We start from the raw sequence: 18,971 nt of genomic DNA, 5'->3' as shown, positions 1-18,971 counted from the left end.
ATTATGAGCTCAGTAATCTTACGAAACGTAAATAAGTCTTATGGCAACTTGCCGATTGTGAAGAACCTAAACTTAGAAGTAAAAGATGGTGAGTTTGTCGTGCTGGTTGGCCCAAGCGGTTGCGGTAAAAGTACCACGCTGCGCATGGTGGCTGGGTTGGAAGACATCACCCAAGGGGAAATACAAATTGGCAAACGTGCCATTAACGATTTGCCACCACACAAACGCAACATCGCCATGGTGTTCCAAAACTACGCCTTGTATCCGCACATGTCGGTGCGAGAAAACATCGTCTTTGGCTTGAAAAAATCCGGTGCGGACGCTGAAACGATTAAAGAGAAACTCGCAGACGTATCGGAAATGCTCAAGCTCGACGACTACTTGGATCGCAAACCTGCCGATTTATCTGGTGGCCAGCGCCAACGTGTCGCCATGGGGCGAGCATTGGCTCGTGATGCTGATGTGTATTTGTTTGATGAGCCGTTGTCGAATTTGGACGCTAAATTGCGCCATCACATGCGGACAGAAATCGCCCGTATTCAGCATCAATACAACATGACGGCGATCTACGTTACCCACGATCAGATCGAGGCCATGACTTTGGGCGACCGCGTTGTGGTGATGCGCGATGGCATCGTCGAACAAGTCGGCACGCCGATGGAGATCTATCTACAGCCGACCAACACCTTTGTCGCGACCTTTATTGGTTCACCCGCGATGAACTTGATCGAAGCCAAGATAGAAGGTGAAGATCTGGTATTCGATAATTACCGACTGCCAGCGGCGAAAATCGCCAATGTAGATTTACAGGACCTCAAATCCCACGACACAGTTTTGGTTGGCATTCGCCCTGACTTCTTTGAAGACAGCGCTTTGTCATCGCCCAGTGACAACCTATTTGAATTCAACGATATACAAGTGGAACTGGTGGAAAACCTTGGTTTCGATAAGGAAATCATGTTCAAACTCGGTGGTGAAGACGCCAAAGCCCGACTCGACCTACGCTCCCATGTCAAACGCCAAGAAAATATCTCGATGTCGGTAGATTTGAATCGCGTCTTGATCTTCGACACCAGCCCACAAGGCATGCTGCTAAACACAGGAGAAGTTTGAGGAGAATAAACTAAGGCTTTGGTAAACCGCTCATAGAATAGTTGATCAATTCTTGGCGGTTCTTCTTAACAATGTTTTCAGACTCAATACCAAAGCCCATTTTTTCGAAGAAGGCTTTAGCAAGAATACTGGCTTCAACATACAGTGTCTTACAGCCATTTTTTCTCGCTTCGTGACTTACGTGCTTAAAAAGTGCCTTCGCCACGCCTTGGCGTTGGTAGTCCCTGTGTACGTACATGCAATCTATATGGCCATCCAGTTCTAGTTCGATAAAACCAACAACCACGCCATCAATAATAGCGACAAAAGGTTTAGTTTTTTCTAACCGCACTTTCCACATAGTGTAATCTGGCGGTGTTGGCGCCCAAGCTTCTAACTGTTCTTTTGAATAGATATCAGAGCTTATTGAATGCACTGAACCATGAAAAAGATCGGCTATTTTTGTTGAATCTGAAGATTTGAAATGTCTTATTCTCATGGTGCCCTCTCCGCACTCCATCCGCTTGAGCCGATAATTCTCACCTTACATTTCCGGAGAGTCGAATACAAAAAATAACTTTAAAGTGTGGGAAGTCACCAAGGAGTCTATAGAGAAAAATAGTGCACTTAGGTATAACTATATTATGTCTTAGTCATAATTATGTATCATCAGAGTAATATAAAACCTAGGACTATTCTTGATCTAGTATGAGCTGAAAATAAAGTATGTCTTTTATTAAGAAAATAATGATGTAGTAAAAACTATGCCCCAATCTATTCTGGATACAAGGTTCACTTGCGAGCCATTATCAAAAGAACCACAGCTGATTCAATCCTTGTATGCAGCCCTGATAGAAACAGAAGGCTTTCATACTTTCCTAGATCTACTGACGGAATCTATTGATGCCTGTGCCGCTGAGCTGGTCGTCATTAGAAAACATCCCTTACAAATAGAAAGCATTTGGTACGCAGGCTTATCTTTAGAGTTTATGGAATGGTACATAAACAACAAGATGATTGAGAGCGACTTAGTCTCCAATCATGCTATTCATTGTCATCCTGGACAATTTCAGACAGCACTGTCTTTGATTGAGCAAGTTAAGCACCTACCCAATTACGATCGCTGGCAGCAAGATCAAAACATGATTGATAGTGCATGGCTGGTGGTCGACAGTACGGAAACACATACGACATTGTTGGCCATGCAAAGAACAGTGGAACAAGGGGCTTATCAAGAAGCTGAAATTGCTCAGCTAAATCGTTTGGTACCTTTTATCAAACAAGCAGTGCTTTTATATAAGCAACTTGATAAAACCAATACCACGAATCGATCTATGGCAGCGCTCATCGACGCGTTACCCAATCCCAGTTTCATTTTAAATGAACGATCTGAGCTGATTTATGCGAACCAAAAAGCCGAAGACTTCTTATCAAGGCACGATCAAATATCTGTAAAAGACAAACGTCTTGAATTCAAAAATGCCCAACATACAAACTCATTTCTAACGGCGTCAACCCAAATTATTCGCGCCAGCATGGGACAAGGCATTTATGATAATGATGTCATTATCTTTAAGGCAAGTGGCACAGAACCTGTAGTTATGACGCTTGCCCCAATTGAAGGCAGCGGTATTTTGGCCACTTTGTATGATAGCGCTAAACGTTCAATGCCTACACCAGAATTGATCGCGGCGTATTTTGATCTATCCCCTGCCGAATCTAAGCTGTGTGCTGATTTAGTTCTAGGGATGAGCTTGAAAGAAATTGCCGAAAATCGTTCTAAAAGTGAAGCTACCATTCGTTCTCAGCTAAAACAGATATTTCCTAAGGCTGGCGTGAATCGTCAAGGTCAGCTCATCTGTACCGTCCTCATGGCATTAATGCCGTGAGGATAGTTCCAAGAGGTTAATCACTTAACAATGCAGCAGCACTACCACAAACTGTCATGATAAACAGAAACCACTTCAAATGGCTTGGGTTTGCTTTAATGGCCATTTTCACAGCGAGGAAGGATCCTAGCATGGTACCTGAAGCCAATATTAGGCCAGGGATCCACAGAATCTGATCATTCCAAATAAACACTCCCAGCGCCAAGGCGGTAAAGCCTAATGTACAGACCATTTTTAGCGCGTTGGTTCGAACTAGATCGTAGCGTAAAGTGCCAGCCAATGCGGCAATCAAGATAAAACCCACTCCCGCTTGAACAAAGCCACCGTAAACACCAGCAATAAACAAGGCAATCCATGCACTTGGCTTTTCCGATACTTTGAAAGGCACAGTCCCTTCTGGTGGCGCAATCATGGTAGGACGAACAATCATGATAATCGTCATGCCAATCATGGCGCTCAATAGCAAAGGTTTAAGCCAATTTTCTGGTGCATAACTGGCAGCAAACGCACCGACCACGCCGCCAAGTAACGACGGAATCATTACTGGCAAGATGTCCGCATTATCAAGCTTCTTCGCTTTGCGAAAACCAAAGGTCGCCGCCACATTCTGTAAAAACACGCCAACTCGGTTTGTTGCATTGGCGATGTCTGCCGGCATTCCCATAACCATCAGCGCTGGCAATGTTAAATTTGAACCGCCTCCAGCCAGCGTATTGATAATGCCAGCAATAAAACCTGTACCAATCAAAAGAGACACAGTAAATAAACTGTAATCCATAACATCACCCTTAGATTACTCTCAAAGAAGCTAGGACCTGAAGAAGGGACGAATAATAAGGAGTATTGGTCAATCTGACAAAAGATAATTTACCTCTATTCGAAGAACAATAAAAAATACTCGTTCAGTTTTCGGTTGTTGCTACAAAGAGAATCAAGCTAACCTAGTTTTATCAACACAACGCCGATCTAAAAAACAACGATTCAAAACGGACATTCGCATGTTAATAACAAATGAAAAACAAGCTGATGGTTATTATCAAGCCTTACTCAATCGTGAGCCCAGTTACGTTGGCGTATTTTTTGTGGGAGTTAAAACCACGTCTATTTTCTGTATTGCGACTTGTCGAGCACGTAAACCAAAGCGCGAAAATGTCGTGTTTTACACGCATTTCAAAGATGCAATGGACGCAGGATTTCGCCCCTGCAAAGTCTGTCGACCAACTGAAAATACTCACGAAGCACCGTATGAAGTACAAGTGGCGATAAACCTCATACGCGATTGTACTAAGGCAAAAATCACCGACCAAACATTAAGAGAATCTGGAATACGGCCCATCTTTGTACGTCGTTGGTTTAATCAACACTACGGTATGACATTTCAAACCTTCCAGCGCATGTATCGCATCAATTATGCCTTTCAGGAACTAAAGACAGGCAAAACGGCCACCAGTACCGCGTTAGATTCAGGCTACGATTCCTTAAGTGGTTTCGGTTACACTTTTAAAAAGTTACTTGGCCATGCGCCAACCCTAAATTTGGAGAATGCTGTGATTTTAATCGATAGGCTAACAACGCCCATTGGCCCTATGTTTGTCTGCGCAACAGAGGAAGGAATTTGTCTATTAGAATTCGTTGACCGACGTATGTTAGAAACTGAATTTGAAGACTTACAGCGTCGTTTGAAAGCGCCTATCGTTGCGGGTGAAAATGCGCATATTAATCAACTAAAACAAGAGTTAGCAGAATACTTCTCAGGCAAACGAAGCGAATTTAATGTACCCCTTCATACTCCAGGAACCGACTTTCAAAATGCCGTTTGGCAGATGCTTGGCACCATTCCATTTGGTGAAACAGCAAGCTATCAAGAACAAGCAACACGCCTGGATAATCCCAAAGCGGTCAGAGCTGTTGCCAGAGCCAACGGTATGAACCGTGTTGCCATTGTTATTCCTTGCCATCGAGTCATTGGTAAGGATGGCAGCTTAACCGGTTACGCGGGAGGATTAGAGAGAAAACGCTGGCTGCTTGATCATGAAAAAGCGCACGGTCAAAATCTCGTGAAAGGCTGAGTCGAACGATTCAAATGTCCGTAGTTTCATGAATGCATCAAGGTTGTGTCATGGCATTGTAATTTCCATCTAGAGGACTTGAAATACACCGCCACCAAGTTCATCTTGTGCACTTTGATTGTCATTATGGAATTCAATATGCCTACAAACATTGTTGCTGTGTACGGAACGCTTCGTGAGGGGCTCAATAATCATGAACTTCTTACCGAATGCAAACGCATCGGTTTAGGCTGGCTAACTGGTTTTCGCATGCACAACCTAGGTAACTTCCCAGGTATTGCTTCGACCCATGACGAAAGCGGCCGAATTCGAGTGGAATGGTACGACGTATCAGACGAGATACTCGCGTCTTTGGATCAACTGGAAGGCTACGACCCAAAAACGCCAGAAAGCTCTATGTATGTTAGAAAGCGTGTTTTCTCGCCTTATGGTAGAGGCTGGATTTATGTTTATAACAAATCTCTCGATAACGCACCCTATATGGAAGCTGGTGATTGGGAGCGATACTCCCGAACCTCTATGCTTCACCAAGGCGCACAATCGGCGTAGACAACATCTGAGCGGTTTGAGCACTTTGTATTTGAGCGATATTCTCCACACTGGCTTTGATTTGACTTTCATCCGTTAACAAACCAAAACGCACAACAAAGTGTTTCGACTCACCCGCGTCAATCGTCGGCACCAAACCTAAATTACGCTGATAAGAGCGGTTATAAGCAAAGCTGGTGCCCGGCTCGATTCCCATTACGTAACCTTGTTCTAGTGTGTCCGTATTTTTCCATATGGTCAGTACTGGCAAAGTATTAGTTTGATAACTCACTTCTATACCACGGCTTGCCTCTGCATTATGCAATAACGCATGGGAAAAACCATTCTTGTCACTCAGCGGGCGAATATTAAACACCATTTCGTCAAAATCTTTGGTGGGCGCAGGCACTTGATTCCAATCACTCAAACCACCAGCAGCATAGTCATTAAACGGTGACAATTCCGCCATGGGAACATGAAGTTGCGCACCATTTTCAAGAATCGGCTGAGCGAAGTTATTGTGGTAGATCGCTTGGTATTCACGTGGATAGCTGCCTTTGTTGGTCAAGGTATCTTCAATCAATAAATATGGCTCATCAGGAGTGAGTGACAAGACAGTATGTAGTTCGAAATTAGTGGACTTAAAACGCTTTTCATCAACTCGGCCGCGCAAGGTCACACGATACGGCGGCACTTGCTCGACTTCTAAAGTTACTTCGTCGGCAGGTGTATTTTGAATACGACCGTGCAATGTCAAAAACTCATCGCCATCTTGGCCTGGGTGACCTGCCCACTGGTAACCACAACGTACAATCATCTCGTTAAAACCATCCAACCAACCAATGCCGCCAGACGCTTCTTGATTAACAAAGCTTGGATGTACGACTTCTTTAACTGGCGAATCCCAACCAAAGCGTACGTCCTTCCCTGCTTTATCTTTTCTGACAACATCAAGCACTGCCATGCCACGAGTCGGCACAACACGAACCACAGAATCCCCCACGATCAAAGTGATCAAACGTGAGCCAGTTTGCTTGCCGCCCATAAGACATGTCTGCTGTACACTAATCGGAATATCTTTCGGTAAGCCCATTAATTCTGCGGATAGAGACAGATTTGCTACATCGATATGCTGTTGATTACTAAGAAGAACAAGTTGAAACATGGGCCAAGCTCCAGAAAAATTTCCTCATGCTAGCGCGAGCCTGCGAGTAAGGCTAGTCATAGGGGAAAATGAGCGATTACGATTGTATTATTACAGACCACAAACCTTCCTCATCTTTACTCAGTATTCTGAGTTATCAAAACATTGAAATACTCTATTAACAATCACAGGTCTAATATATAAAATGAAAAATCTTTTTTGGAAAACTAAGATAGGATAAAACCTTTATATGGATTGTATAAAAAATACTCTTGCTCTCAGTCTGTGTATAAGACTATTGTCTTATACACCATTCCCCGTGTTGTGCAGAATGAGGCTACTATGAAATCACCGTTAAGAATTCGACAGCAAATTAATATTGGTTTAGTGGTCATTCTCTTGCTCGCTCTTGCCAGTATTTATATCGTTATTGAAATGAAGGTAAAACCCGACTTAACCGCAGAACGGCAAAGGCAAATTACCGTAAATCAAAAAGGATTAACTGAATTACTCAGTGCCAAGCTGGAGAAAATCCAATTACTTACTAGTACCCTTGCATTAGCAGGCTCTCAGCTTCCTAAAGAAGAAGCGCTCTTCAAAAAGCTATTCCCTAGTATTATTAATAACCATGATGACAAAAGCATAGCGGGTGGTGGTATTTGGCCAGAACCCTCTGCATTTACATCCGGAACAGAGCGACGTAGTTTTTTCTGGGGACGTGATGGCTCTAAAATGAGTTATCTCGACGATTACAATGATCCTGCTGGGTCGGGTTATCACAACGAGTCTTGGTACACTGTTGGCAAAACGTCTTCACAAAAACTGTGTGCTTGGTCCGAAGCCTACATAGATCCTGTCACCAATATTCCAATGGTAACCTGTACCATTCCAATGAAAGAAAACAATCAATTTACCGGTGTCACCACGGTCGATATGATGCTCGATGGCGTTACCAAATCTCTTGAACAATATGGTACTGAAAACCAAGGTTATGTCTTCGCCATTGACCAAACAGGCCAAGTATTAAGCTTTCCAAAAGGGGAAGCGAATATAGTGAAAAGCGATGGCAGTATGCTTACGGCAACAGAGCTTGGCAATCAGCTTCCATGGTTAAAGCCTGCATTGAAAAAAGTAGAGGGTAAAGAGCAAGTTATCTCGCTTGATCACGATGCTATTTTAGATGGTGCAGCGTATGTGGATTTAATCAAACACCCACAAACAGGCTGGACTATAGGCTTAGTCGTACCAAAAGAAAGAATGACGGAAATCGCTCAAAGCATGGGCTTATTCTTGATGATTGTCATTGGGGCTTTGCTCATCATTGTTAGCATCATCGCCATTTCTTTCTTCCGTAGTTTACTTGGTCAGATCACCCAAACAACGCAACAAATTCAAGAGCTGGCTGATGGCGGCAGCACCCAAGAACTGGAAGTGGGTAAATTGAATGAACTAGGTGATTTACGTCAGGCAGTGAATGCTTATGGCGACAAACTGAAGAAATTGCTCGAACAAATCCACATAGAATCTGCCAACCTTGTAAAAGATGCAGGTCGTTTAAGCGTATTCAGTAATGACTTCTTAAATAAGGCAAACAGTCTAAGTGATGAAAACACTACCTTAGCGGCGGCAACAGAAGAATTGGGAGCGACCTCTCATGACGTTGCCATGTACGCTAATGAAACCCGAGAAACCGTTGAACGCATTCATAAAGACGTACGCAGCAGTGGCGACGAAATGAATACCGTCATCGAAACGATGCGCTCTCTTACCAGTGCCATGAGTCAAGCACAAACCAATATTCTCAAGCTGGATGAAGACAGTCGTCGTGCAAACGGTATGTTAGGTGTGATTCGTGACATTGCTGAGCAAACTAACCTACTTGCTCTTAACGCGGCGATTGAGGCGGCTCGAGCAGGGGAAACAGGTCGAGGCTTTGCGGTAGTGGCCGATGAAGTTCGCAACCTTGCCGCGAAGAGTGAAAGCTCTGCGGTGGAAATAGAGCAAGTGCTAGGACGCTTGCAGGTTGCGTCGAAAGAATCCGTTAGCTCTATGGAACTGGGGCACAGCGAAACTGAACGTGCCGTGTCAACTGCAGAGTCGACAGCGAATCACTTACAACAAGTGGTGAGCGCTTTCTCTCAGATCACAGATCAAGCAACGCAAATCTCGGTGGCCGCTGGCGAACAGCAAAAAGTGTCACAGGACTTGAGCCAGTTTGTCTCTCGCTTGCAAGAGTTAACTGGCAGTAACGCCAGCGACTCTAGTCAGCTTAGTCGCATGAGTAAAGAGATCGACGCCATTGCGAATAGACTCAATGCGTTGAAATAAATATATAAAATACAGTAGAACGACAAATCCCACGTTGAGAGATCAGCGTGGGATTTTTATTTTATTAAAGCCATCGCCAGTATTTTGCGACTAACCGATGAATACGACGTCCGTATGGCGGCCTTAACAAACCAAGAACATTCGGCCCACGTTTACGTAATACCGATTTGCTATGGGAAAAGGTGCGAAAGCCTTCTTCAGCATGATAAGCGCCCATGCCCGATGCGCCAATGCCTCCAAAGGGCAAATCCGCTTGCGCCACTTGCACTAGGGTATGGTTGATCACCAAGCTGCCACTGGCAATATTTTCCTCGCATCGCCTTTGATCATCATTTTGTTGCGTAAACAAGTACATTGCTAAAGGCCGAGGTCGTTGCTGGATATAAAACAGGGCGTCAGACAGATCGGTGTAAGTTAAAATGGGTAACAAGGGCCCGAAGATCTCATCTTGCATCACGCTCAACCTGTCATCAGGTTGATGCAGTACATGCAGCGCCAGCTTGCCATCACTTTCCTCTGGACCTTGGGGCATAAGATTGTCACACATGACACCAGCGGCTCTGGCCTCATCTAAATAGCCTTTCAGGCGGTCTAATTGGCGAATATTAATCAAATTCGTATAATCGGGGCTCAACACACCCTCTGGATAATAAACAGCGAGTTCCTGTTTGATTTGCTCAATTAAGGTCAGTTTTTGATCTGCCTGACACAAAATGTAATCGGGCGCGACACAGGTTTGCCCTGCATTTAAAGCCTTACCAAATACAAGCTTCTTGGCGGTATCTCGCAAATCCGCTGATGGTGCTACCAGCAACGGAGATTTTCCGCCCAACTCCAAAGTAATAGGCGTTAAATGCTCGGCAGCGTTACGCATAATGATATGGCCTACGGACGTCGAACCAGTAAATAAAAGGTGATCAAAAGGTTGCTTACTAAACTCATTAGCAATATCGGCCTCGCCTTCGATTACCTCTATCCAATCCTCAGCTAAGGCTTGGTTCACAATGTCACGCAACACTCGATTGGTTTCAGGGCAAAATTCTGACAACTTCATCATCACTCGGTTGCCAGCAGCCAATGCCCCTACTAAAGGCCCGAGAGAGAGCAATACAGGATAGTTCCAAGGGGAGACGACACCAACAACGCCTTTGGGCTGATAGAACACCTTAGCGCTAGCAGGCAAGGTACTAATATGGACGTTACGCTTTGACGGTTTCATCCATTTAACAAGATGGCGCTTTGCGTGCTTTATTTCGCTAAGCAAAGGGACAAGCTCGATTAATCTAGATTCTTCATGGGCACGCTGTCCAAAATCTTTTTGTAAGGCATCTAATAAGGCTGTTTCATGATCCATGAGTGCCACTTGTAAACGAGCAAGACAATACTGACGATCTTCAGCCGATGGAAAAGGGGTTTGATTCGCCAAGTTCTTCAGACGATAAAAAGCCGAGTGAATGTCGTTTTTAGAAGAGTAAGTAGAAGAAATTATATTCATGTTGGCCTCTCACAGCTCGTTATTATTTTGTGATCAAACGCCGCAGATTAACTACACTATCTAATGATTCATAAAAAAAGCAAGGAGCAGATTATGGCGACTATTTTGTGTTATGGCGATTCCCTTACTTGGGGCAGCATTCCTAATGGTGGGCGTTATCCAAAACATTTACGCTGGCCCAATATCTTAAATGACCTTTTAGGGAAACATCACCAAGTTATAAATTTTGGATTACCGGGCCGGACCACTATATGGAATGACCCTTTCTTGGAAGGCAGAAATGGCTTGTCATACCTTCAAGCTGCGTTAGAAACCTTTGGCCCAGTAGACATTTTAGTGCTAATGCTAGGCACCAACGACCTGAAGCGACATTTCAATGTGGGTGCCTTTGAAGCGGCGAAAGGCGTAGAGAAGCTGATCGAGAAGTCAAGAATACCAAATCCTCACGGTTTCCCAAGCCCAACCCTTGTGATCATCGCTCCACCAAATATTTTATCCCCAACGGGCTCTATGGCGGAGAGTTTCAGCGGAGCCATTGAAAAGTCACAACATTTTCACCAGTACTACCAAGATATTGCAGCACACAACAAATGCATTTTCCTTAATGCTGCCGGTGTTTTACAGCCTAGCGAAGTCGATGGCGTGCATTTAGACGCCCAAGGGAACGACACGTTGGCACATGCGTTACATGAGGCAATAAAGGATATAATTCAGTCATAACGCATTGTTTTTAATTGATTTTGTTTAAAAAATAGCCATTCTATTTGCAAAAATTAAAAGAGAATCAGTCTCAACAATGAATAATACTCAAGTTAAATACATTATATCAGTGCGGCCATTACTCTTGGCTAATAGAGTAATGGCAATTTAAGCAAAAGGAAAAAACAAATTCAGTACAAAATATGCACGATTATTTAAACATATTCGCATTAAGGCGAAATAATCGCTCGTCAGATTTTTCGTGCACAAAGTTATCCACAAGTAATTCGGGCGAACCTCTTTTTCATTACAAGGCGTTAATTACGACAAAAACCACTGTATTTTGCCTCTGTATGCTCCAATTACCTCTTTTTTGTATCTCGCAATCGAACGGCAAATCCGTATGATCTTGTGCATTGAATTAATGCATTAACCAATGTCTCGAACAACGCAGTAAGGAGAAACGCAATGAAAGTAAGCTTCATCGGACTCGGAACAATGGGCTACCCAATGGCAGGGCATGTCAGCAAAGCTGGCCATGAGGTTGTCGTCTTCAATCGATCAACACAAAAAGCACAAAGCTGGTGTAACGAATACATAGGCACCTTTGCGACTACTCCGGCCCTCGCGGCAAAAGACGCCGATATTGTATTAACCTGCGTAGGCAACGACGACGATTTACGTGCGGTCTATTTAGGTCCAGATGGTGCCTTCCAATACGCAAAATCAGGCACTCTGTTTATTGACCACACAACCGCATCAGCGGAAGTGGCAAAAGAGCTTCATCAAGCAGCCCAAGAGCGTGGCTTTCGCTTCATGGATGCACCAGTTTCAGGCGGCCAAGCGGGCGCCGTAAACGGCGTATTAACCGTCATGATAGGTGGTTTGCAAAACGACTTAGACAAAGCTCAGCCGATATTAGATTGCTACGCAAAAGCCACTAGCTTAATGGGCCCTGTCGGTAACGGTCAGGTTGCAAAAATGGTCAACCAGATTCTTATCGGTGGTGTGTTGTCCGGTTTATCTGAAGGGATTCGTTTTGCTCAGAAAGCAGGGTTAGACATAGAAACACTGGTTGATACGCTAAAGCACGGAGCTGCGGGTTCTTGGCAATTAGAAAACCGTGGTGAGACTATGGCGAAAGACGAATTTGATTTTGGTTTTGCCATAGAGTGGATGCATAAGGATTTAGGGCTGAGCCTAGCTCAGGCCGAAAAAATGGGCATCCAGATTCCTTTAACTCAGGCGGTTGATCAAGACTATCAAGCACTTATTGCTGAAGGCCGTAGTCGTCAAGACACATCGGTTCTAATAAAAGCGTTTGATAAAAAGTAACCCCCTCCCAACCTCCCCCTTAGCAGGGGGAGGAGCCTGTGCTATTCCCCTCCACACTCCCTCTTATTTTCAAGAGATGGACTTGTGTTGCTTGTTTCCTCACCTTATCTTCAAGGGGGTGGATTAAGCAGGAGTTGTTCTCGTTTTAGCCACACAAAAACTCGCTAGAAAACCTCTTTCGACCTCCATTCTTTCCACTTCCTGCAGATTATTTAAAAAATACCGCCCTTTTTCTTCCCTATTCCTTACGTAGGAGTTCACCTGCTAAACCTTTGTTTTCAAGGCTTTCATCGCTTTATCTAAATTTTGTATTCATTCCACGTATAGGACATATCGTTATTTCGATTGGTTATTTAAATTGGCTTAAGTACTCTTCAGTGACGCTGTTTTTGAGGTTTCTGTTTATTCAGGCTCATCATTTATAGCTAAAGGGGGCTCAGGGACGAGGCAGAGCAACCCCATTCGAACTAGGAGTTTGGATGGGGTTTGTTTTAAAAACTGTAAAAGACTCGAACTAACAAGATGGCTCTTAACCTACCCAAGATAATCACAAAAGTAACGAATACCTTGATTCGACTTCCCACGTGTTAAACACGAATATAATTATGCTAATGGAGAGTTACAATGAAAAAAGGGTTAGCAAAACTGACGCTTGCACTCATGGCCGCTGGAGCAATTGGCACATCCGCTCACGCAGCATCCACACTAGTTTATTGTTCAGAAGGTAGCCCAGAGGGCTTTAACCCAGCGTTCTATACTGCTGGTACAACTTTTGATGCGACATCAAAAAACATGTTCAACCGTTTAGTCGAATTCAAACTTGGAACGACTGAAACAGAGCCAGGCTTAGCAACAAGCTATGATGTATCAAGCGATGGTCTTGAATACACTTTCCATTTACGCAAAGGCGTGAAGTTCCATTCTTCAAAAGACTTCAAGCCAACACGTGACTTTAACGCTGACGATGTAATTTTCACTTTCGATCGTCAAGGCAACAAAGAAAACCCTTACCACACAGTGTCCGGCGGCTCTTACGAGTACTTCACTGGCATGGGTATGGATACTTTGATTAAAGAAATGGTAAAAATCGACGACTACACCGTTAAGTTCGTTTTGACGAAACCAGAAGCGCCTTTCATTGCTAACCTTGCAATGGACTTCGCGTCTATTTTCTCTAAGGAACAAGCCGATTTCTACATGAAAAAAGGCACACCTGAAAAGCTAGACATCGATCCAGTTGCAACAGGTCCTTTCCAAAAAGTTCAGTACCAAAAAGATTCTTTGATCCGCTACACAGCGTTTGAAGACTACTGGAAAGGCAAAGCAAAAGTTGATCGTCTTGTTTTCTCTATCACACCAGATGCCTCTGTTCGTTACGCGAAATTGAAAGCGGGCGAATGTGATATTATGCCGTACCCAAACCCTGCAGATCTTAAGCAAATGGAAGCGGATCCAAACATCAACCTAATGAACCAGGAAGGTTTGAACGTTGGTTACTTGGCATTTAATACACAGAAAAAACCGTTCACGGATCCTCGTGTTCGCCAAGCCCTAAACTTAGCAACGGATAAGAGCGCTATCATTGATGCGGTTTTCCAAGGCGCAGGTAAAGTCGCTAAGAACCCTATTCCACCAACCATGTGGTCTTACAACAAAGACATCGTTGATTACCCGTATGATCCTGTAAAAGCGAAGAAATTACTTGCTGAAGCAGGCTATCCAGATGGTTTCTCAACCAACATCTGGGCAATGCCTGTACAACGTCCATACAACCCAAATGCACGTCGTATGGCTGAAATCATGCAAGAAGACTGGTCTAAAGTTGGCGTAAAAGCGGAAATCGTTTCCTACGAATGGGGTGAGTACTTAAACCGCTCTAAAAAAGGTGAACACGATACCGTATTGCTAGGTTGGACTGGTGATAATGGTGACCCTGATAACTTCCTATACGTATTGCTAGGTTGTGACGGCGTTGGCGGCTCTAACCGTGCACAGTGGTGTAACGAAGAGTTCAACAACTTGCTTCTAAGTGCAAAACAAACATCTGACAAAGCAGAGCGAACTAAGTTGTACGAAGAGTCTCAAGTTGTTTTCAAACGTGAAGCTCCTTGGATCACTGTTGCTCACTCAGTTGTTTACGAGCCAATCCGTAAAGAAGTGAAAGGTTACAAAATTGACCCACTTGGTGGTCACTACTTCTACAACGTCAGCAAGTAATCAACGTTTAGAAATACGGTCTTCGGACTAAACAAAACATCTGCTCGCTGGGACGCGAGCAGATGTTTTGCTGACCGAGCAAAATACTCGGTCGCATAACATCCCAAGAGAGCCTGTCCTTTATGTTCCAATTTATTTTCCGTCGCTTAAGCCTTGTTATTCCGACCTTCCTCGGGATTACCTTGCTGACTTTTACCCTTATTCGCTTAATTCCCGGTGATCCAATCGAGGTCATGGCTGGTGAACGCGGTGTGAGCGCAGAGCGCCACGCTGAGTTGAGTGCCCAGTTAGGATTTGATCAGCCTTTGTACATGCAGTATTACAACTATGTCACTGGCGTTTTACAGGGAGACCTAGGCAACTCCCTCATTACCAGAGAACCGGTAATGAAAGAATTCCTCACACTTTTCCCGGCCACGATTGAACTGGCTTTTTGTGCGGCTATTTTTGCAATTCTAATCGGTTTGCCCGCGGGTATTTTTGCTGCGGTAAAACGAGGAACCGTGATAGACCATTCGGTGATGACGTTTTCTCTCACCGGTTATTCCATGCCCATATTTTGGTGGGCGCTACTATTGATGTTGGTATTTTCCGTTAATCTGGGTTGGACACCCGTCTCTGGACGGATCGACGTGGTGTACTGGATAGACGACGTTACCGGCTTCATGCTGATTGACTCATTATTGTCCGGTGAAGAAGGCGCGTTTTCTTCCGCGGTTTCGCACCTGATCTTGCCAAGTATTGTTCTCGGCACCATCCCTATGGCGGTTATTGCCCGTATGACGCGCTCTTCTATGCTGGAAGTATTAAGCGAAGATTACATTCGTACCGCTCGCGCGAAAGGTATTGCACCTTGGCGAGTCATCGTGATTCATGCGCTGCGTAACGCCTTGATCCCAGTAATTACCGTTATCGGTCTGCAAGTGGGTATTTTGTTATCCGGCGCCATTTTGACCGAAACCGTGTTTGCTTGGCCGGGGATTGGTAAATGGTTAATCGAGTCTATCGGACGCCGTGATTACCCCGTAGTACAAGGCGGTATTTTGATTGTCGCTTGTATCATCATTGTCGTGAATCTCTTGGTGGATATCACTTACGGCATTGTTAACCCACGAATTCGACACAGCCGATAAGGAGGCGTTTATGACAACATCTACAAAAACGTCCACGACAGACATTCCATTGACTGCGCCAGTACCAATGACGCCATTACAAGAGTTTTGGCACTATTTTAGCAGCAACAAAGGCGCTGTAGCCGGTTTAGTCGTTATTGCGATTATTTGCTTTATGGCAGTCTTTGCTAACTTTGTTGCGCCGCATTCCCCATCTGAACAATACCGCGATGCGCTGTTATTGCCACCAGCATGGCTAGACGGCGGCAACTGGTCTTTTGTATTAGGAACAGATGATGTGGGCCGAGATATCTTATCTCGCTTGATCTATGGCTCACGCCTTTCTATTGCTGTTGGCCTCGTCGCGGTTACCGCGTCTTTGATCATGGGTATTTTACTGGGTCTGATTGCAGGCTACTTTAAAGGCATGATAGATACCGCCATCATGCGTATCGTCGACATCATGTTGGCGATGCCAAGCTTGTTGTTGGCGATTGCGATCGTTGCCATCTTAGGACCAAGCATAGTGAATGCTGCCTTGGCGATTTCCATTGTCTCACTACCGCATTATGTGCGTTTGACCCGTGCAGCGACCATGGCAGAAATGTCCCGAGATTATGTGACCTCTTCTCGCGTAATCGGTGCTAGCCCGCTGCGTTTGATGTTTGTATGCATTTTGCCAAACTGCTTAGCGCCATTGATCGTGCAAGCAACGTTAGGCTTCTCCAGCGCCATTCTTGATATGGCAGCCCTTGGCTTTCTTGGCCTTGGCGCACAACCACCAACTCCTGAATGGGGTTCTATGTTGGCCGATGCGTTGCAGTTTGTTCAGCGCGCGTGGTGGGTGGTTACTTTCCCCGGTTTGATGATTTTGATCACAGTACTGGCGTTTAACCTCATGGGCGATGGCTTGCGTGATGCCCTTGATCCCAAGTTGAAACAGTAAGAGAGGTTGTTATGTCACTGTTACAGTTGGAAAATTTAAGCGTTACCTTCGGCAATTTTCGCGCCGTAGATAACATCAGTTATAAAGTCGAAGAAGGGGAAGTTCTCGGCATCGTTGGGGAATCTGGCTCAGGTAAGAGTGTGAGTTCATTGTCCATCATGGGCTTGATCGACTTCCCAGGTAAAGTTAGCGCAGACCAATTAACCTTCGATGGTCAAGATCTGCAAGCCATGCCAGAAAAACAACGTCGTAAGCTCACCGGCTCCGACATTGCGATGATCTTCCAAGATCCAATGACCAGTCTTAACCCCTGTTTCACAGTGGGTTATCAGATCATGGAAGCGTTAAAAACGCACCAAGGCGGCAGCAAGAAAGAACTAAGAACCCGTGCTATTGAGTTACTAACACAAGTGGGTATTCCGGCACCGGAATCACGTTTAGACAATTATCCTCATCAGCTGTCAGGCGGCATGAGCCAGCGTGTGATGATTGCCATGTCCATTGCCTGTGATCCACGCTTATTGATCGCAGACGAGCCGACAACCGCGCTAGACGTGACCATTCAAGCACAGATCATAGATCTATTGATCGAGCTGCAACGCAAGAAGCAAATGGGCTTGGTGTTGATCACTCACGATTTGGCTCTCGTGGCCGAAGTGGCTCATCGCGTTATCGTCATGTACGCGGGACAAATTGTCGAATCTGGCCCTGCATCAGAAGTCTTTAGCACACCGAAACACCCGTACACGCAAGCCTTGCTGGCTTCTTTACCAGAGTCGGCCTCTGGTAAAGCACGCCTTGAAGCATTACCCGGTGTGGTTCCGGGTCAATATGATCGTCCATTGGGATGTTTGCTAAGCCCGCGCTGCCCTTATGCGACTGATCATTGTCGTAAGGTGGAGCCTGCGAACCAAGGCGATCTTGATCGCCAAGTGAAATGCCATACGCCATTGGACCGCGAAGGGAGACCAGCCGCATGAACCAATCCGATAGCAAGTTAATTTTGAAAGCCGAAGACTTAAAGCAGCATTACCACGTCAAACAAGGTCTATTTAAGCCAGATGCCGTAGTGAAAGCCGTTGATGGTATTAGCTTCAATCTTGAAAAAGGTAAAACCCTTGCGGTAGTAGGTGAATCTGGTTGTGGTAAATCCACTCTTGGCCGCATGCTGACCATGATTGAAACTCCGACCAGCGGCAAGCTAGCGCACCTTGGTGAAGACTTACTTACCTTGAGTGCAGATGCTCAAGCGAAGCTGCGCCAGAAGATCCAAATCATCTTCCAGAACCCTTATGGCTCGCTGAATCCACGTAAGAAAATCGGCGCGATATTGGAAGAGCCTTTGGTGATTAATACCAAACTATCCAAGGCTGAACGCAAAGAAAAAGCCCTCACTATCATGGCGAAAGTCGGCTTAAAAACCGAACATTACGACCGTTATCCGCACATGTTTTCTGGTGGACAGCGTCAGCGTATCGCCATTGCTCGTGGCTTGATGCTCGACCCAAATGTCATCGTCGCTGACGAGCCCGTGTCGGCACTGGATGTATCGGTTCAAGCGCAAGTATTGAACTTGATGATGGATTTGCAGGAAGAATTTGGTTTGAGCTATGTGTTCATCTCCCACGATTTGTCCGTGGTCGAGCACATCGCTGACGACGTCATGGTGATGTACTTGGGTAAAGTGGTGGAACAAGGCTCTCGCGAACAGCTGTTCGAAAACCCTAAACACCCTTATACCTTAGCATTGCTTTCTAGTACGCCGCAGCTTTCACCAGATAAGCGCCGTGTGCGTATTAAGCTACAAGGCGAACTGCCTTCACCGCTTAATCCACCTTCTGGCTGTGCTTTCCACGGGCGTTGCAGCTATGCCAACGACCGCTGTAAAACCGAAACGCCATTGCTGCGATTAGACGATCAAGCGGAGCAAGAACAAGGCCACATGATTGCTTGTCATGCTGTGGAAGAAAACCGTATTGAGGCCATTGCGGTGGGTGCGGCGTAAGCTGCTAACAGCCCTCTCTTTCAGTTTTGTCTATATTAACGCCCGCAAGGGCGTTTTTTTATTAAGTGCTCTTTACTCTATGGACCATCACCTATTCACCTTGTAACCCACT

At 45.1% G+C, this 18,971-nt stretch carries 16 protein-coding genes; 12 read left to right on the top strand and 4 right to left on the bottom strand.

The window, feature by feature from the left end; all coding sequences use genetic code 11:
- The first annotated feature begins 3 nt into the window (after nt 1–3).
- Nucleotides 4–1,113: an ABC transporter ATP-binding protein gene (locus JSY38_RS09835; protein WP_205113098.1), complete on the top strand. Its 1,110-nt coding sequence runs from the start codon at nt 4–6 to the stop codon at nt 1,111–1,113.
- Nucleotides 1,114–1,123: 10 nt separating this feature from the next.
- Here the strand turns inward: JSY38_RS09835 and JSY38_RS09830 are convergent, their stop codons facing one another.
- Nucleotides 1,124–1,591, bottom strand: coding sequence for a GNAT family N-acetyltransferase (locus tag JSY38_RS09830; RefSeq protein ID WP_114410599.1), 468 nt, complete (start codon nt 1,589–1,591; stop codon nt 1,124–1,126).
- A 265-nt stretch (nt 1,592–1,856) separates the two neighbouring features.
- Here JSY38_RS09830 and JSY38_RS09825 point away from each other — a divergent pair, with 265 nt between their 5' ends.
- Nucleotides 1,857–2,981 carry a helix-turn-helix domain-containing protein gene (locus JSY38_RS09825; protein ID WP_205113097.1) on the top strand — a complete coding sequence of 375 codons (1,125 nt, stop codon included), beginning with the start codon at nt 1,857–1,859 and terminating at the stop codon, nt 2,979–2,981.
- Nucleotides 2,982–2,997: 16 nt separating this feature from the next.
- On the opposite strand, the gene JSY38_RS09820 is transcribed toward JSY38_RS09825, so the two are convergent.
- The gene (locus JSY38_RS09820; RefSeq protein WP_205113096.1) at nt 2,998–3,759 is read right to left on the bottom strand and encodes a sulfite exporter TauE/SafE family protein; all 762 of its coding nucleotides are present in this window, start codon (nt 3,757–3,759) and stop codon (nt 2,998–3,000) included.
- Between the two features lie 220 nt (nt 3,760–3,979).
- Between JSY38_RS09820 and JSY38_RS09815 the strand changes: the two genes are divergently transcribed.
- Together JSY38_RS09815 and JSY38_RS09810 are read left to right on the top strand one after the other, a co-directional pair.
- A complete protein-coding gene (locus JSY38_RS09815; protein ID WP_205113095.1) occupies nt 3,980–5,050 on the top strand; it encodes a bifunctional transcriptional activator/DNA repair enzyme AdaA in 1,071 nt (356 codons plus the stop codon).
- A gap of 138 nt (nt 5,051–5,188) precedes the next feature.
- Nucleotides 5,189–5,599 carry a gamma-glutamylcyclotransferase family protein gene (locus JSY38_RS09810; protein WP_239543939.1) on the top strand — a complete coding sequence of 137 codons (411 nt, stop codon included), beginning with the start codon at nt 5,189–5,191 and terminating at the stop codon, nt 5,597–5,599.
- On the opposite strand, the gene JSY38_RS09805 is transcribed toward JSY38_RS09810, so the two are convergent.
- On the bottom strand, nt 5,568–6,743 hold the full coding sequence (locus tag JSY38_RS09805) for an aldose 1-epimerase family protein (protein ID WP_205113094.1): 1,176 nt from the start codon (nt 6,741–6,743) through the stop codon (nt 5,568–5,570). The two genes, JSY38_RS09810 and JSY38_RS09805, sit on opposite strands and share 32 nt — an antisense overlap.
- A gap of 321 nt (nt 6,744–7,064) precedes the next feature.
- Here JSY38_RS09805 and JSY38_RS09800 point away from each other — a divergent pair, with 321 nt between their 5' ends.
- Nucleotides 7,065–9,050 carry a methyl-accepting chemotaxis protein gene (locus JSY38_RS09800; RefSeq protein ID WP_205113093.1) on the top strand — a complete coding sequence of 662 codons (1,986 nt, stop codon included), beginning with the start codon at nt 7,065–7,067 and terminating at the stop codon, nt 9,048–9,050.
- Nucleotides 9,051–9,114: 64 nt separating this feature from the next.
- On the opposite strand, the gene JSY38_RS09795 is transcribed toward JSY38_RS09800, so the two are convergent.
- The gene (locus JSY38_RS09795; protein ID WP_205113092.1) at nt 9,115–10,545 is read right to left on the bottom strand and encodes a coniferyl aldehyde dehydrogenase; all 1,431 of its coding nucleotides are present in this window, start codon (nt 10,543–10,545) and stop codon (nt 9,115–9,117) included.
- 93 nt (nt 10,546–10,638) lie between these two features.
- Here JSY38_RS09795 and JSY38_RS09790 point away from each other — a divergent pair, with 93 nt between their 5' ends.
- From JSY38_RS09790 to JSY38_RS09760, 7 genes are all read left to right on the top strand, one after another.
- A complete protein-coding gene (locus JSY38_RS09790) occupies nt 10,639–11,265 on the top strand; it encodes an SGNH/GDSL hydrolase family protein (RefSeq protein WP_114410585.1) in 627 nt (208 codons plus the stop codon).
- Between the two features lie 447 nt (nt 11,266–11,712).
- On the top strand, nt 11,713–12,579 hold the full coding sequence (locus JSY38_RS09785) for an NAD(P)-dependent oxidoreductase (protein WP_205113091.1): 867 nt from the start codon (nt 11,713–11,715) through the stop codon (nt 12,577–12,579).
- A 624-nt stretch (nt 12,580–13,203) separates the two neighbouring features.
- Complete coding sequence (locus tag JSY38_RS09780) at nt 13,204–14,796, top strand: ABC transporter substrate-binding protein (RefSeq protein ID WP_114410583.1); 1,593 nt, start codon at nt 13,204–13,206, stop codon at nt 14,794–14,796.
- 122 nt (nt 14,797–14,918) lie between these two features.
- Nucleotides 14,919–15,929 (top strand): ABC transporter permease subunit, encoded by a 1,011-nt coding sequence (locus JSY38_RS09775; protein ID WP_114410582.1) that lies wholly within the window; start codon nt 14,919–14,921, stop codon nt 15,927–15,929.
- Between the two features lie 10 nt (nt 15,930–15,939).
- Nucleotides 15,940–16,854 (top strand): dipeptide ABC transporter permease DppC, encoded by a 915-nt coding sequence (gene dppC, locus JSY38_RS09770; protein ID WP_205113090.1) that lies wholly within the window; start codon nt 15,940–15,942, stop codon nt 16,852–16,854.
- An 11-nt stretch (nt 16,855–16,865) separates the two neighbouring features.
- Entirely contained in the window at nt 16,866–17,834 is a 969-nt protein-coding gene (gene dppD, locus JSY38_RS09765; protein WP_114410580.1) for a dipeptide ABC transporter ATP-binding protein, read from the top strand.
- On the top strand, nt 17,831–18,859 hold the full coding sequence (locus tag JSY38_RS09760) for a peptide ABC transporter ATP-binding protein (protein ID WP_205113089.1): 1,029 nt from the start codon (nt 17,831–17,833) through the stop codon (nt 18,857–18,859). Before dppD ends, JSY38_RS09760 begins: the two co-directional genes overlap by 4 nt.
- The last annotated feature ends 112 nt before the right edge of the window (nt 18,860–18,971 follow it).

The sequence above is a fragment of the Marinomonas foliarum genome (genome assembly GCF_016906065.1).
Taxonomy (GTDB): Bacteria; Pseudomonadota; Gammaproteobacteria; order Pseudomonadales; family Marinomonadaceae; genus Marinomonas; species Marinomonas foliarum.
This window is presented reverse-complemented; position numbering and strand designations above follow the sequence as displayed.

Bases quoted from the DNA above. Each gene is read 5' to 3' on its own strand.
- JSY38_RS09835 (WP_205113098.1), top strand. From the start codon at position 4: ATGAGCTCAGTAATCTTACGAAACGTAAATAAGTCTTATGGCAACTTG.
- JSY38_RS09830 (WP_114410599.1), bottom strand. From the start codon at position 1,591: ATGAGAATAAGACATTTCAAATCTTCAGATTCAACAAAAATAGCCGAT.
- JSY38_RS09825 (WP_205113097.1), top strand. From the start codon at position 1,857: ATGCCCCAATCTATTCTGGATACAAGGTTCACTTGCGAGCCATTATCA.
- JSY38_RS09820 (WP_205113096.1), bottom strand. From the start codon at position 3,759: ATGGATTACAGTTTATTTACTGTGTCTCTTTTGATTGGTACAGGTTTT.
- JSY38_RS09815 (WP_205113095.1), top strand. From the start codon at position 3,980: ATGTTAATAACAAATGAAAAACAAGCTGATGGTTATTATCAAGCCTTA.
- JSY38_RS09810 (WP_239543939.1), top strand. From the start codon at position 5,189: ATGCCTACAAACATTGTTGCTGTGTACGGAACGCTTCGTGAGGGGCTC.
- JSY38_RS09805 (WP_205113094.1), bottom strand. From the start codon at position 6,743: ATGTTTCAACTTGTTCTTCTTAGTAATCAACAGCATATCGATGTAGCA.
- JSY38_RS09800 (WP_205113093.1), top strand. From the start codon at position 7,065: ATGAAATCACCGTTAAGAATTCGACAGCAAATTAATATTGGTTTAGTG.
- JSY38_RS09795 (WP_205113092.1), bottom strand. From the start codon at position 10,545: ATGAATATAATTTCTTCTACTTACTCTTCTAAAAACGACATTCACTCG.
- JSY38_RS09790 (WP_114410585.1), top strand. From the start codon at position 10,639: ATGGCGACTATTTTGTGTTATGGCGATTCCCTTACTTGGGGCAGCATT.
- JSY38_RS09785 (WP_205113091.1), top strand. From the start codon at position 11,713: ATGAAAGTAAGCTTCATCGGACTCGGAACAATGGGCTACCCAATGGCA.
- JSY38_RS09780 (WP_114410583.1), top strand. From the start codon at position 13,204: ATGAAAAAAGGGTTAGCAAAACTGACGCTTGCACTCATGGCCGCTGGA.
- JSY38_RS09775 (WP_114410582.1), top strand. From the start codon at position 14,919: ATGTTCCAATTTATTTTCCGTCGCTTAAGCCTTGTTATTCCGACCTTC.
- dppC (WP_205113090.1), top strand. From the start codon at position 15,940: ATGACAACATCTACAAAAACGTCCACGACAGACATTCCATTGACTGCG.
- dppD (WP_114410580.1), top strand. From the start codon at position 16,866: ATGTCACTGTTACAGTTGGAAAATTTAAGCGTTACCTTCGGCAATTTT.
- JSY38_RS09760 (WP_205113089.1), top strand. From the start codon at position 17,831: ATGAACCAATCCGATAGCAAGTTAATTTTGAAAGCCGAAGACTTAAAG.